Origin of the sequence: Mycoplasma todarodis, from assembly GCF_965212735.1 — a bacterium.
GTDB classification, from domain to species: Bacteria; Bacillota_I; Bacilli_A; order Mycoplasmatales; family Metamycoplasmataceae; genus Mycoplasma_K; species Mycoplasma_K todarodis_A.
In genome coordinates this window covers 63,016-78,007 of the sequence record NZ_CBDBYJ010000001.1, presented here as the reverse complement: position 1 = coordinate 78,007, position 14,992 = coordinate 63,016, and the positions used below count along the sequence as shown (strand labels likewise).

Sequence of the window (14,992 nt, the reverse complement as noted above, 5' to 3'; positions counted from 1 at the left end):
TTCATTGATTATTACAATTTAAAAAAACAACACGCTAGTTGTTTTTTAAGATTGCTGTTAGTTCTTCTTGGAATGTAGCAAGTTTGATTTTTTGTAGCTTACCATTCATAGCAATTGAAACGTTACCTGTTTCTTCTGAAACGATAATTGTGATTGAATCTGATTGTTCTGCAATACCCATAGATGCACGGTGACGTGCTCCATATTTATTGGCGATTGAAGTTTGAGTGATTTTGTAATATGTAGCAGCATATTTAATCTTTCCACCTTCGATAATTACAGCGCCATCATGTAGAGGTGATTTTTTATTAAAGATTGAGATTAATAATGAAGATGAGATGTTTGCATCAATTACAATACCATCAGTTCTTAAGTGATCTAATTTTTCTTTGTTTGTAATTGTGATGATTGCACCTGTTTTTGTAGCTGATAATTCTTGTGCTGCTTCGTATAGTTGGTGGATTAATCTTATTTGTGATGATGTACCCATTGTGTTGTATTTATTTTTCTTAAATGCTCACTGGATAAACTTAATCATGTAAGGCAATAAGATTAATAATGCTAGTAGTCCCGCACTCACAAGAACCGCTGCAAATATTCCTTGATTTGACATTACTTTTTCTCCTTTTGTATTTGTTCTATATATATTTTACTTTTTTTATCGAAAAATGTTGGTTCTATTTCTCCTCTATTGAAAATAGGGCCACCAATAAATTCTATGTCCGTAGACAATATCAATTCCAATTCACTTTCTTTGGTAATTGCATGTGCAACAACCTTCGCTTTTATAACCTTCGCAAACTTTAATAACTCAGCCATTAAGTCGGTATTTAATCTAGAAATAATTGTACTTTGGTAAATTGATTTTTCCAAGAAAATGTAATCAGGTTTTAACTTTGCAATTAACTGTGTTTGATTATTTATATTGAAGTTAAATATCGCAAAAAGTATTCCTTTGTTTTTTAATTCTTTTGTTCTGGTTAATAGTTCTTTTGAATCGAATTTATCCAACACTTTTGAATCAAATGAAAGAACTACATTTTTCTTAGTTTGATTAAACCTTCTAAAAGATGCTATTAGTTCTTCCGCATCAAAGTCATCTCCCATTATTTTTTCTAATGGATAATAAACAACTAGAGGATTACTCTTTCAACCGTTTGACATTTTTAATGCTTGAGCAGCATTGTATGAAAGAAGTACACTTTTGTATCCCATGTATTCTGCGTATTCTTCAACAGAAGCATACTTTACATCCAACACATCTGTTGTTATAGGTAAAGCAACATTCATCATTGTCTTAGAAGTTTTCAATGAATATATAGGTGTAAATTCATTTGATATAGATAAAACACCAATTGAGTTATCAAGAGTCTTGATAGCAACATAATCAGATGCTCTTTTCTTATATACTTTTGGATCAAATAAGATTATTCTATTTCATCCTTTATTTCACCTTGAATATTCCAAAGCAAACTCTGCTTGTGATTGCATTTTGAATACATCGTGTTCTTGTAGTCCATAAGCAACTACACCCGCACGCATTTTCAATTTAGCTTTTACATCATCAATAGAATATTCACCTTCCATTTTTCTTAAAAGATTTTCTACTCTTTGCAGTGAACGACTTTCAGTTCTTCTAGTCGCTTTATTCTCTAAAATTATTTTATTTAAATTAAGTTCTTTTCTCGTAGGTAGGAAGAATCCATATTGAGTACTATTAACTTTAAATAAAACTGCATGTTGAGAAACATTGTTTTGAACAATCTCCAATGCTTTCTTTTCAAAATTACGTTTGTTATTACCCAAATCATTTGATCAATTCATTTCCATAATAACAAACAACGCTTCAGAAACTCTTTGTGAACTTATCATCTCTTGGATAACATTCGCCGATATTGATTCTCTATAAAATTTTAATGTGTCGTAAGTTGAAGATTCATAAAGTAAGTTTGCTGATTGCAAGAATCGTAAGAGGTATGAAATCAAGGTGATAAGAACAATGGGTAGCAAGAATGGTAATAAGGTTGCTAAAACAAATTGGATTGTAAGTTCATAATTCAATTGCGTTGAAGAAATACCTCAAAGTATAAAAATGTTTGCAAGTAAGAATACACTATTTATCAATAATGAGAATTGTGTTTTAACAAATGGTTTAACCAGGATTGTTAATGTCATTGAAACAAACATAATCGCAATGATGTAGTAGAAAACTTTATCGATAGGATAAATGAATAGTGAATATAACAGCGATCCTATTATTGAAATACATGATACAAAAGCACCACGCAAGAATATCAACGTTAGACCTATAGATATGTAGAAGTATGGTTGTGAAAATTGTGCAGTTTCATAAAAGAACACTTGAAACACAAGACCGAATATGGCATATGTAATTCCCTCTGATGTTTCGATTAATAGTTTAGGATAGTTTTTTCTTGTGATGTAATCAGACTTCTTACTTCTTTCGATTAGGAAATAAAGAGCAGTGAATACAATTAATAAAAAGATGATTGAAAGTATATTTATAAAAATTTTCATACTAAATTATACATTACTACTATGTAGTAAAAAATAAATGTTATTGTATATTTAACTCAAAAATGGCGTAAAAAAATGGTGGAGATGCCGGGAGTCGAACCCGGGTCCACACCAACCTTACACAAAGCGCGTCTACAGTTTAGTTCATTTTGATTTTTCCTTTGTTGGATTTGAATAGAACTAAATCATCCACAAAGGTTCTGCTAGAGTTTCATTATGTTTTAGCAGGTCCACATAACTACCCCTCATGTAATACGTTAGGCCACCTCTGAGGAAAAAGTGGATTCACGCTAGTTGCTAATTAAGCGAAAACTAGGTTGTTTGAAGCTGCTGCTGAGAAGAATAAATCTTGGTCAGTTACAGTTTCTTGTTTTTTATTTGTTGCATTTATTATGCGTCTAGACCCTTAAGGTTTGGAGACCACTGCAGCACAAAGGTCCGGTTGATCTGTCGAAGCCATTACACCCCCGTGTTTGTTTGCATATAAATTATACACCTTTAAGGCTAAAAACCATTTTATAAGAGTGTGTTTTATTAGCCATAACTCATTATTGTTTGATGATATCAAATAATAACAATTCAACGATTACCCAAAATGTATAATGATAGAGAATTATGGACGCACATCAAGGAGATTGCTATGACTAAAAATGCAAAATATTTTATAAAGAAATTAAACATGTTGCAACACCCTGAAGGGGGTTTCTATAGTAGAAGTTTTGTTTCAGATGTAACTTTAAAACCTTTTTCAGTAAATGAGAAACAAAATAAAGAAAGAAAGCTATGGACAAGTATTTATTTCTTATTGAAAGAAGATGAAGTTTCAAACTTTCATAGACTTACAGCAGATGAAATGTGATATTTCCACTCTGGTAACTCATTGACAATTTATGTAATTGACCAAAAGGGTAATTTAAGCACTCAAAAACTTGGCCTTGATATTGAGAATGGTGAAATGCCACAAGTACTGGTTCCGAGGGGTTCTATATTTGGTTCAGCAATGAATAATGAAGGATTTTCTTTAGTTGGATGTATGGTTTCACCTGGATTTGAATTTGAAGACTTCGAACTTTTCAAAAGACAAGAATTACTTAATGAATTTCCTCAACACAAACTTATTATTAATAAACTAACAAAAGAGTAAATTAAAAAGAACCGATTGGTTCTTTTTATACGTTGTATTGTTTTTTGATTTTTCTTGAAATGTCACGTTCCTTGATTGTTTCTCTCTTATCAATACGAGATTTACCTTTACCAAGTGCTACATCAACCTTTACATGACCACTATTAGACCATTTAAGAGTTGTTGCAACTATTGACATACCTTTTGTTTTTACACCGTTTTGAAGTTTTTTAAGTTGGTGTTTATGAAGTAGTAGTTTTCTACTTCTAAGTTCATCACCAGGAACAGACATGTATAGAGATACGTTCATCCCCATTAAGTAAGCTTCATCATTTGTGAAGTTTACGAATGCTCCTCTTAAGGAAACTTTACCGGCACGGATTGATTTTACTTCTCAACCCATTAGTTCAATACCCGCTTCTATTCTTTCTTGTAATTCATAAGAATAGTGAGCGTCTTTATTTTTTGCTATTACCTTTGCCATTGAATCTCCCTTTTGGTGAGCTCGAAATGTCTTGCTTATCAGCTAGGTCTGCAAGAACTAAATCGATCTTACCTTCTGTTTTTGAAGTTTTTGTTACCACAACATCTACCATATCACCGATTAAGAATTTTCTATCTTTACCTGTAAGTTGTAAACCGTTTTGAGATAGTTCATATTTACTGTCTGTTAATGTTGTTATATGAACTAATCCATTTACTTTGTCTTCAAATTCAACAAAGAATCCGAATTTTTGAATAGATACAATTTGACCATGTAATTTCTTACCGATAAATTTAGTATAGTATTCAGCTTTTTTAATGTCTGCAACTTTTCTTTCAAGTTCCATAGCTTTTTGTTCTGAAAGTGAATTCTCTTTAGCAATATTATCTAGAATTGAGTCAAAGTGATCTTTTCTATTTAATCTACCTTCAAAGAAATACTCTCTTAACATTCTATGAACCATTAAGTCTGGGTAACGTCTGATTGGTGAAGTAAAGTGTGTATAGTTTTGTGAAGCAAGTCCAAAGTGTCCAATATTATCTTTTTGATAAATTGCTTTTTGCATAGTTCTTAACATCATGATTTTCATGAAATCATCAAATCTATATTGTTTAAGATCATTGATTGATTTTGAGAACTCTTTTGGATTTGGTTCTTGAGGTATATGCACATCAAGTCCAAGTGCTTTAACAACTTGTTGTAGTGCAGTTATTTTTTCCATATCTGGTTTATCGTGAACACGATATATAAATGGTACTTTTGCGTCAACTGTATGTTTTGCAACAGTTTCATTAGCTCTAACCATAAAGTCCTCAATCATCATTTCTGATTCACCACGAGGTCTTGGAACGATGTCAATTGTTTTACCATTTTCATCGATGATTAGTTTTGATTCTTCAATCTCAAAGTCAATGTATCCTTCTTTAAGTTTGAATCTTCTGATTTTTTCAGTTAATTCACGAGCAACATCTAGAAGTTCTTCTAGTTCTTTTGCTTCAGGATATTTTTTATCACCTTTGTAATATTCATTAACTTCATTATAAGTTAACCTGTGTTTTGAATTGATTATTGCAGGGTAAATTCTGTGCTTAACAGTTTCACCTCTTGAGTTGATTTCCATATCACATGAAAGAACGAATCTATCAACGTGTGGGTTCAATGAACAAATACCGTTAGATAGTTTTTCTGGAAGCATTGGAATAACTCTATCAGCAAGATATACTGATGTTCCACGAACAAGAGCTTCATCATCTATTGCAGTTCCTTCTTTAACATAATGTGTAACGTCAGCAATGTGAACACCTAGCATGTAGTTCCCATTTTCTAATTTACGAACTTCGATGGCATCATCAAAGTCTTTTGTATCATCACCATCAATTGTTACGATTAGACGATCACGAATATCTTCACGACCTTCTTTTGATTCGTTATCAATTGTGTTTGGAATATCGTTTTCAGCTTCATCAAGAACTGGTTGTTCTCACATATAAGGAATGTTTGCATTTTCAATAGCTGCTTGAATATCAACTTTTGCATCATCCTTATGTCCAATTTCAAGAACTGAATCTAGAATTGTAAAACGATCTTGATATTCTACAATTTTAGCTTTGATAATGTAATCAACTTTTAATCCTTCAGTATTTTTAAATCTAAACATTGCATTGATTCTGTCATCAAGTGGTTTGAAACCGAAGTTTTCCCCAAACTTAACAACTGTACCAACAATAAGTGTTCTAAATCTTTTAACGATTTCTGTAACGAAACCACTGTAAGCTCCAGCTTTTGTAGGATCTTGGAAGATATTAATCTTTACAGTATCTTTATCAAATGCTTTATTAGTTGCACCTGGTCCGATAAATACAGACTCACCATCTTCTCTATCAACAAATCCAAATCCTTTTGAAGTCATTCTAATAACTCCTTCAATAGTTTCTAAAACTTTTGGTTTGTAGAATTGTCTATCCCTTGTTGTAAATAACTCACCTTGTTTTACTAAGTTATTTAAAAATCCAGAGAACTTTCTATTGTCCTCTTGTTTAATATTCATTTTTCTTGCAATTCACCCAAATGATCTTGGGTTTTGATCCATTATTTTTAATATTAGTTTTTTATCCATAATTACATGTAGACTCTAACGATAATTGCTCCGACCATTAGTAAAATACCAAGTCCAAACATCACCCTTTTAAGAATCTTTTTTCCTCCTCTTTCTTTTGAGACTTTGAAAAGATCTAAATCAGATGAACCAACTAAAGCACCGGAGAATCCCTGAGAATCTCCTGACATAGCAAGTGAAATTCCGATTATTACAAACGAAAGTACCAACAGTGTTATTAATATTCCTAGCATAAACCCTCCTTTTTTCTATGTATTTAAGCTATCTAAGTACGGTTAACATAATAATTCAACCAATGATATAAGTCAATATAATCAATGTTGGAATTATTGCATAAACCCATTTCTTCTTAATCTTCTTAGCAATTATAACAAATAGTGCCAATAAAGCCAATTCAATAGCTGTAAGAGCTCCTAGAATTCATACCCCGTGTAATCCATGAACACCAGGTCCAGTTAAGATAGGTGCAGTATGGAATGCTATATCCCCTCAGAAAATTAATGAAATATTGAATACGTGTGAACCTATAATTGAGGCAACTGCAGCAATCGGTTGTTTAGCTCTTATTAGAACTACCAATGACACAATTTCCGGCATAGCAGTTGTCATTGATAAGAATATACCACCAGCTGATTTCGGTGATAATCCATATGTTTCCATCATGGCATCTATTGTTAGGTTTAATCCTAATGCAGCAACTAGAAGAAGAGCTGAAAATAACAAGAATCCCAATACACCTTTTTTAGCTGATATATTAGTTGGTTCAGTATTTTGAACTTCATCTTCTGTACCAAACTTATATGAGATGGCTACATATCCAACATATGCAAGAAGGAAGAAGAAAGGGATTAATCCAATCACAATTTTTCCACCTTTACCAATATGTAAATCTTCACCAAATCAAATTACTATTGTTAAAAATATAGTCATAGTCATTGAAATAAGAATAGACATAACTGTTCATTTATCTAATTTTTTAGTAAACATTTGCTTCATAAAAATTAACATAACCACAGCAATCATTGTTGTAGAAAATAAGTTAGCCCCCAAATCATCAGAAAGACCAACAGCGGGAGTTCCATTAACACCTTGTGTAATTTCAGTAACTAATTCAGTTAGTGAAGTTGCAACAGAAACTAAAGCACCACCAACAAAGGCTCCACCAAATTTTGTTTTTTCAATAACAACCTCTGCGTATTTAACCATTTTTAACGAGAAAAAGAAAGTTAAAGCAGCAACTGGTATAAATCATATTCACATTGTTGCTGGTATATTAAATCCTGCAAATTTTTCGACTATATTATTCATAGAAGTATTATATACTTATAATATGTTATCTAAAAAAAATAAATGGAAATATGCCAAGTTTTCAAGGACATTAATTTCATATAGAAAAATACAAAAATTACAAAATAAAAAGAATGTCGTAGTGTATGACACTCGTGTAAAAGACTCTTACAACAAAGGTCATATCGAGGATTCTATTCATGTTTCAGCCTTAAAAATTAAAAAGGCTATAACTGAACACAAAAAGAACACTAAGATCATTCTTGTTGGTAATGAAGAACGCTCAAATGCTCACGTAGCAAGTTGAGCAAGATTCAATGGTTACAAACATATTAAATTACTTAAAGTTGGAATGAATAAACTTTCTAAAAAACACACCTTTGTAAAAGAGGTAGAGAAAAAGTAGCTAATCTTCGTTAGCTACTTTTCTTAATTTAATTAACCAGTGGTTTAAACCAGCTCTGGTTTTTTTAATACCTTTTTTCTCCAATAACATTACTAATTCTGATAATGAAGAATATGGATTTCTTTTTTTAGTTTCAAAGAAAGTTATTTCATCTTTTTTGAAATTCCCCAATAAGTTATTCTCAACAACATATTCGTAATTTTTAAGATGAGCTGTAGATGCTTTTGAAAGTTTTTCTTGATTATAAATATCTAGATTTGAATATCTATTTAAGTTATTTCTAAAATCACGTTCAATTCTTGCATCTTCAAATTCCATCAATGAAAGAGATGTCCTGATAGCTCTTAAGAAGTCAGCAATCATTTCTGATTTCTTAATGTATAGAACTCAATTCTTACGTCTTTGGATTAATGAAAAATTGAAGTTGTAATTATTTAAGAAATTTCTAACTTTTTCAGCTTGATTTCTATAATAAAATTGCATTTCTAGGTGATATGAAGTTGATGAAGGATCGGACATTGATCCACCACCAATGAATACACCTGCAAAATAAAACCCAGGTTCTTTGATTTCATGTTCTTTTTCAACATCAACCATTTCTAGAACTATTCAGTTTTTATTTTCTTTATCATTTGTTGACTTAACTTCTAATTGAGTTAATAAATCACGAATTAGATTTGAGATTTCTGTGTTGTTTAATTTTAAGGTCATCTTTTCACCACTATAACCAGCAGATGAAATTATTCCATGAATAAGCGCATTAGCTTGTTCAACATTCATTTCTTGAGAGAGAACTTCATTCTTAACTTTATTTGAAAAAGACATTTAGGCTATCGCTTTTTCAATAGCTTTTTTAAGAAGGTGCTTGTTGTGACGCACTTGCCCCTCTTTGTTTACATACAGAAGAGGCATTACTGTTACTGCAGAATCCTCAACATCATTTTTCACAAGGAATTGTTTCTCTTCTTCGTATCTCTCAAGAGTTTTTCTAGAAAGAGTTCCTTCAGGGAAGATGATATCGCTTATCAATCCTTCTTTTGTGTGTTTTTCAATAGCGGCAATATGATCAGATAGTTTGTAATTGTCTGTTTCACCGTGTTCTGTAAACGCATTTGCAATGTATATAACTTTTGCTTTAGTTGTTTCAAACGCCTCTCTAATGCCTGGAAATACCAGGTTTGAAATTAAGGAAGTATATAGAGATCCCATACCAAGGATTACATAATCAGCTTTTTCAATTGCTTGAATAGCTTCTTGTGTTGCTTCTCCACCTTCAACTCAGATTTTATCAACATCTTTATCTGGGTTTGCAAGTGCAATTTCCCCAAATGAAACTGTCCCATCTGTGTATTTAGTTATAAGATTTGTTGTTGCATTTGAAATTGGTAAAACTTCACCTTGTACATTAAGCATTTTTGAAGTTTTCCTAATTCCTTCTGCAAAATCTTTTGAGTTAGCAATGTTTGCAGAAATGATTAGATTACCCAATGCGTGACCATCGAATTGAGTACCTGTGTTTTCAAATCTATATTCCATTTGCTCCTCTAAGTCAGATCTATTTCTAGAAAGTGCTCCAAGCACTCTTCTTATATCTCCAACAGCGGGGATGTCAAAGTGTTCTCTAAGTACACCTGTTGAACCCCCGTTATCGGTAACCGTTACGATTGCTGATATTTCTACATCTTCAATATACTTCACACCATTAAGGAGTGTGGAAAGTCCAGTTCCACCACCTATTGTTACTATTTTTTTCATAATTTCTCCTTTTTGGTTTGTTTAATTTCTTCTTTGTTTTAAATTTCTTTTAAATGTTGTTGATGATATGCTTAGCAGCAATTGTACCATCAGAAGTTGCTGTTGTTATTTGACGTATTTGCTTAACAATAATATCACCAGCAGCATAAATTCCTTTTACGGAAGTTTCCATATTTTGGTTTACTTTAATAAATCCTGTTTCATCAGTAATTCCTAAGCCACTTGTAAATTTTGCAACTGGAATGTATCCAATGTATGGGAATAAAGCTTTAATTTCTAATTCTTTTTCTTCGCCATCTTCAGTGAATTTAACACCTTCAAGTTTTGTTTCACCTTCAAGTGTATGAATCATTGATTTCATGTGAATTGTAATGTTTGGTTTCGCTTTTAGTGCATCAACTTCTTTTGCATCAGCATGGAAGAAATCATCCATTATAAATACATGAACTTCTTTCGCTACTGATGATAGGAATGCAGCTTCTTCAATAGCAGCATTTCCACCACCGATAATACCTGTAACTTCTCCTTTGTATAAAGGACCATCACAGATAGCACAATATGAAACACCTTTGTGATTGAATTCGTTTATTCTTTCAATCTTAGGTATTCTTGAAACCATCCCTGTTGCAATGATAACTTTTTTACCAAAGTATTCAGTTCCATTAGCCAAAGTTATTACTTGTTCTGATTCTCCGTTTGATTTTAAACTTTGAACTTCTCCATATTGATGTTTTACACCATTGGCAATTACCTGCTTGTACATGTTCAATGCTAAATCAGGTCCTGAAGTAGTTTCGAAACCTGGGTAGTTTTCAACTTTAAACGTTGTAACCATTTTCCCACCAGGTGCACCCTTTTCAATCATTATTGTTTTAAGGTTTGATCTTGCTGCATAAATTGCTGCAGCCATACCTGCTGGCCCTGCTCCTATTACTACTACATCATAATTATTTTCTTTTTTTGACATTTTTCTCTCTTTCTGGTTCTACATAACCTTCTTCGAATTTTACTAATTCATGTTCACGTACTCAAATGTGAGATTTGAATCTTCAACCCATAGGTTTGTACTCCGCATACTTTTTAATCATTTGTTCTTTAACTTCTTTATATTTACTTGAAGTGAATAATCCTTTAAACGCAGACACTACAAAAACAGATGTTTTAAGTGGTCATGTGATAAAGAAGTATCTTTGTTCAATTTCAATTCTTGTATATTTAGGTTTTGTTTCATTTAGTGTTTCTTTATATCCTTTAAATGGATTTGAAACTCAAAATGATTTGAACCCTTTTTTAAAGTTTGTTGATCTTTGTTCTGATTTTCTTTTTGGCTCTGTTGAATAATCAACAAACTCTCCTTTTGAAGCGATGTTCTTACCTCAATTAATAAAGAATGCATGAACGAATCTATCGAATGTTGAATATAAAATTAATAATATCCCAACAACGATGAAAATTGCTGAAGTGAATACTGAAGCTTCAACCTTACCATCGAATCAATACATATAGTCTGATGGATCTCTTAGAGGTTCCATTACAATACGCACAATTCCATATCAAGCAAAGTATCCACCCGCTGTTACACCCGGTTTTGTTCAGTTGAATGTATTTAATATAAAGTGAAGAATAATAAATCCTGCAACTGATGTTAGGAATTCATAGAAGAACAATGGAACACGGAAGTGGTCTCCATCACCATTATTTATATACATATTTGAATGTATGTATTCCCCTAATCATTCTGATCATTTACCAGAGTCATCAATCTTACCGAATACTTCGTGATTTGCGAAGTTTCCCCATCTACCAATTGCTTGTCCAATTAACACAGCAGGAACAACATAAGTTAATACGGTTCTCATATCTAGGATTCTTCGTTTTGAATACACATATCCAAATCCACCAAGAATCGCTCCCATTACTCCACCTTGGATAGCCATACCACCTTCTCAGGCCGCATATCAATGATTAACAACATCAGGCTTATCTAAGTTTCCTAATACGTATCAAAGTCTTGCTCCAATTAGAGATGAAGGTATAACAATAAGAACTAATATTTGTAAAGCTTCTATTGAATACTTTTGTCTCCTTCAATAATAAAGGATTCCCAATATTGAAAACAACATCCCGAACATCATAGTTAATGAATAAACTTTAACATCAAATGTTCCTATACTAAATGCTGTTGCTGGTTGATGCGCTTCGTGAGCAACATAGTTTCCCATATTATTCCTCCTCTTCGTTAGCTTTTTTCATACGTTCTTGTATCATAGCAAACGAATCGAATCCATCTTTTTTAGCAACATGCAAGTTAGTTGCGGCTGTTATTAAAGCCCTGATAGACTTACCACTTTTAACTGGTATTTCTGTTTTTGGTATACCTCCACCTAAAGTTTCATATTTTAGATTTCCATTACCTAGTCTATCGAATTCTTTATTTGGGTTTTCCGCATCAATAAGTTCTACTACTAATTCAATTTTTGCAGCATCACGAACTGATCTAACACCAAAGATTTTTCTAATGTCAAGAAGACCAATACCTCTTGCTTCAAGTAAATCTTTTGTAATCTTAGCAGGTGTTCCAATGAAGTCTTTACCTACTCTTGTAATATTAACTGTATCATCTGAAACAAAGATATGACCTTGTTGAATTAATTCAATAACCGCTTCTGATTTACCGATTCCTGATTTACCGATAATCATTACACCTACACCATTAATAATTACTAAAGAAGCGTGAACTGATTCAGTTTTACTGAAGTGAGCTGCAAGGTGTTCTCTAATAATAGCAATGATATCCGTTACGTGTAAGTCAGTTACAATAATTGGAACATTGTGTTTAGATGCAATATCAATAATTAATTTAGATGTCTTTTCTTTAATACCAATAGACAAGAATATAACAGGTGGTTTATTTGAAAATAATTTTTCAATTGAAGAAAGCGTTGTTTCTTCTCCCACAAGATCAAATCACTCCTGTTCTTTTGTACCTCAAACAATAACATTCTTACGAATACCCTTGTTTAGTATGAATCCACATAATTCTAGTCCAGCACGATAGATACCAGGTGAAGTGATTTTTGTTCATTCTGTTATTTCGCTTTTATTAGCAATTTCAAATTGACATTTTTGTACAATGTCAAGAACTGATATACCTTTTACTTTAGTTTTCATTAAAACCTCCTATGCATTAATGCTCTTGCTGTGTTGTGTGAAATACGCTTAATTAGCTCAGCGAATAATTCACTACCTTTTTCAGTAAATACTTGGAAAGGGTTCTTTTGAGCATATGATGACATTGATGATGAAGATCTTAATTTATCCATGTGATCAATGTGTAGTTGTCAGTTAGCATCAAATGTTTCAAGAATTATATTTCTTTCGTAGTCGTGTGTTTCTTCTTCACCAATAACTTCGAAAGCACTTTCTCTTATGACATCATAAGCTTTGATCAATTCTTTTGAAATGTATTCAACTAATTCTTCAACTGCAAGGTTTGTAAGGATTGCTGGAATTAATTTAAATTCAACATTTTCAAATCAAACAGAGTTTAGAGAATTTGAAAGTTCTTCGTGATTAATTGTGTCATCTTGATTTTGGAATTGTGGGAATAACACAACTTCTTGAACAACTTTTTTAAACATTCTATGAATAACGTTTAATAAATCTTCTTGAGAAATAATAATATCTCTTTGATTATAAATTGCATTACGTTGTTGTCTGATAACATCATCGAATTGCAGAACGTTTTTACGAGAGTCAAAGTTAAATCCTTCGATTTTCTTTTGCGCTCTTGTTAATGCTTTATCCATTGATTTTGAAGAAATAGGTTTTTCTTTAAATGATGCAAATGATTTTTTCAATTTTTCTTGTGCAGAGAATCTTGAAATCAGAGAATCATCAAGTGAAAGGAAGAATTTAGATCTACCAACATCACCTTGACGACCTGAACGACCACGTAATTGATTATCTATACGACGTGATTCAGCTCTATCTGTACCAAGAACGAAAAGTCCTCCGGCAGCTCTAGCTTCTTTATCAAGTTTAATATCGGTACCACGACCAGCCATATTGGTAGCAATAGTAACAGCTCCGATTTCTCCGGCTTTTGAAATAATCTCAGCTTCTTTTCCATCTTGCTTAGCATTAAGTACCTTATGTGGAATCTTATTCTTTGTAAGTAGTTCAGAAAGCTTTTCAGATTGTTCAACAAGTGAAGTACCAACAAGGATAGGTTGGTTTGTTTCTTTTTTAACTGCTTTAATCTCTTCAACGATAGCTTTGTATTTGTATTCTGATGTTACATACACATTATCTTTTTCATCTTTACGAATAACAGGTTTGTTAGTTGGAACTTCAACAACACGCATGTTATAAATATCGATAAACTCGCCTTCTTCTGTTTTACCTGTACCAGTCATCCCTGATAATTTTTCAAACATACGGAAAAGGTTTTGGTAAGTAACTGTGGCCATTGTTTTAGTTTCATCTTCGATTTCAACTTTTTCTTTTGCTTGAATAGCTTGTTGTAATCCATCTGAATATGAACGACCTTCCATGATACGACCTGTAAATGCATCGATCAGTTCAATTTTCCCATCACGAACAATGTAGTCACCATTAACTTCCATTACGAAGTTAGCTCTAAGTGCATTTTGAACACGGTGAACTAATTCTGAAGACTCAAGTGAGAATAGGTTTTCAATTCCATAAAATTTATTAGCTTTATCAATACCTGAACCTGTTAATTGAATACTCTTTGTTTCGGCATCAATTTCATAATCCTTTTTACCAAGTGAAACTACAAATCCTTGTGCAGCTTCATAAAGTGTTGAAGGAACAGCATCTCCACCCGTAATGATTAACGGAGTTCTAGCTTCATCAATAAGAATTGAATCGACCTCATCGATAAGTGCATAGAAGAAACCACGTTGAACTTTTTCTTCCATTCTCTTAACCATGTTATCTCTTAAGTAATCAAATCCAATTTCTGAGTGAATTGAATATGTGATGTCACAGTTGTATGCTTCACGTTTTTCTTCAGTTCCTAATTCACGTTTATTAATTCCGTAAGTTAAGCCTAGGAAATTGTGAACTTGACCTGTTTCAATAGCATCACGTTCTGTAAGGTATTCATTAACTGTAGAAACAATTACACCCTTACCAGCTAATGCGTTCATGTAAACCGGCATGATAGAAGTAATAGTTTTACCTTCACCAGTTTTCATTTCAGCAACAGAACCCATTGTTAAAATTAGTCCACCGATAATTTGAACATCATNNGGT

At 32.3% G+C, this 14,992-nt stretch carries 14 protein-coding genes and 1 other RNA gene; 2 read left to right on the top strand and 13 right to left on the bottom strand.

All coding sequences use genetic code 4. The features are described 5' to 3' along the window. Positions 1–34: 34 nt before the first annotated feature. The 3 genes from ACOMC1_RS00370 to ssrA all read right to left on the bottom strand — a co-directional run bounded on the left by ACOMC1_RS00370 (position 35) and on the right by ssrA (position 3,007). The gene (locus ACOMC1_RS00370; RefSeq protein ID WP_420330675.1) at positions 35–613 is read right to left on the bottom strand and encodes a diadenylate cyclase; all 579 of its coding nucleotides are present in this window, start codon (positions 611–613) and stop codon (positions 35–37) included. Continuing rightward, positions 613–2,538, bottom strand: coding sequence for an EAL domain-containing protein (locus ACOMC1_RS00365; protein WP_420330674.1), 1,926 nt, complete (start codon positions 2,536–2,538; stop codon positions 613–615). Before ACOMC1_RS00365 ends, ACOMC1_RS00370 begins: the two co-directional genes overlap by 1 nt. A 76-nt stretch (positions 2,539–2,614) precedes the next feature. After that, positions 2,615–3,007, bottom strand: a transfer-messenger RNA (tmRNA) gene (ssrA, locus tag ACOMC1_RS00360). 171 nt (positions 3,008–3,178) lie between these two features. Between ssrA and ACOMC1_RS00355 the strand changes: the two genes are divergently transcribed. Further along, positions 3,179–3,682, top strand: a complete 504-nt coding sequence (locus ACOMC1_RS00355) for a cupin domain-containing protein (protein WP_420330673.1) — start codon at positions 3,179–3,181, stop codon at positions 3,680–3,682. A gap of 25 nt (positions 3,683–3,707) precedes the next feature. Here ACOMC1_RS00355 and smpB read toward each other — a convergent pair whose 3' ends face one another. Genes smpB through ACOMC1_RS00335 form a run of 4 tightly spaced genes read right to left on the bottom strand, consistent with a single transcriptional unit; the run spans position 3,708 to position 7,569 of the window. Further along, the gene (gene smpB / locus ACOMC1_RS00350) at positions 3,708–4,145 is read right to left on the bottom strand and encodes an SsrA-binding protein (RefSeq protein WP_420330672.1); all 438 of its coding nucleotides are present in this window, start codon (positions 4,143–4,145) and stop codon (positions 3,708–3,710) included. Further along, positions 4,120–6,261 carry a ribonuclease R gene (rnr, locus tag ACOMC1_RS00345; protein WP_420330671.1) on the bottom strand — a complete coding sequence of 714 codons (2,142 nt, stop codon included), beginning with the start codon at positions 6,259–6,261 and terminating at the stop codon, positions 4,120–4,122. The genes smpB and rnr overlap by 26 nt, the downstream gene beginning before the upstream one ends. A gap of 2 nt (positions 6,262–6,263) precedes the next feature. Continuing rightward, a complete protein-coding gene (gene secG / locus ACOMC1_RS00340; protein ID WP_420330670.1) occupies positions 6,264–6,494 on the bottom strand; it encodes a preprotein translocase subunit SecG in 231 nt (76 codons plus the stop codon). Between the two features lie 28 nt (positions 6,495–6,522). Further along, positions 6,523–7,569, bottom strand: coding sequence for a sodium:calcium antiporter (locus ACOMC1_RS00335; RefSeq protein WP_420330669.1), 1,047 nt, complete (start codon positions 7,567–7,569; stop codon positions 6,523–6,525). Positions 7,570–7,591: 22 nt separating this feature from the next. Here ACOMC1_RS00335 and ACOMC1_RS00330 point away from each other — a divergent pair, with 22 nt between their 5' ends. Continuing rightward, a complete protein-coding gene (locus tag ACOMC1_RS00330; RefSeq protein WP_420330668.1) occupies positions 7,592–7,954 on the top strand; it encodes a rhodanese-like domain-containing protein in 363 nt (120 codons plus the stop codon). On the opposite strand, the gene whiA is transcribed toward ACOMC1_RS00330, so the two are convergent. From whiA to secA, 6 genes are all read right to left on the bottom strand, one after another. Continuing rightward, positions 7,955–8,779: a DNA-binding protein WhiA gene (whiA, locus tag ACOMC1_RS00325; protein WP_420330667.1), complete on the bottom strand. Its 825-nt coding sequence runs from the start codon at positions 8,777–8,779 to the stop codon at positions 7,955–7,957. Continuing rightward, a complete protein-coding gene (locus ACOMC1_RS00320) occupies positions 8,780–9,709 on the bottom strand; it encodes a gluconeogenesis factor YvcK family protein (RefSeq protein WP_420330666.1) in 930 nt (309 codons plus the stop codon). It lies immediately after the preceding gene. 49 nt (positions 9,710–9,758) lie between these two features. After that, complete coding sequence (locus ACOMC1_RS00315) at positions 9,759–10,676, bottom strand: NAD(P)/FAD-dependent oxidoreductase (RefSeq protein ID WP_420330665.1); 918 nt, start codon at positions 10,674–10,676, stop codon at positions 9,759–9,761. Next, positions 10,657–11,931: a prolipoprotein diacylglyceryl transferase gene (gene lgt / locus ACOMC1_RS00310; RefSeq protein ID WP_420330664.1), complete on the bottom strand. Its 1,275-nt coding sequence runs from the start codon at positions 11,929–11,931 to the stop codon at positions 10,657–10,659. Before lgt ends, ACOMC1_RS00315 begins: the two co-directional genes overlap by 20 nt. Before the next feature lies 1 nt (position 11,932). After that, a complete protein-coding gene (hprK, locus tag ACOMC1_RS00305; RefSeq protein WP_420330663.1) occupies positions 11,933–12,880 on the bottom strand; it encodes an HPr(Ser) kinase/phosphatase in 948 nt (315 codons plus the stop codon). Beyond that, a partial coding sequence (gene secA, locus ACOMC1_RS00300) for a preprotein translocase subunit SecA (protein WP_420330662.1) occupies positions 12,880–14,987 on the bottom strand: 2,108 nt, incomplete at its 5' end. The genes secA and hprK, both read right to left, overlap by 1 nt. Positions 14,988–14,992: the final 5 nt, after the last annotated feature.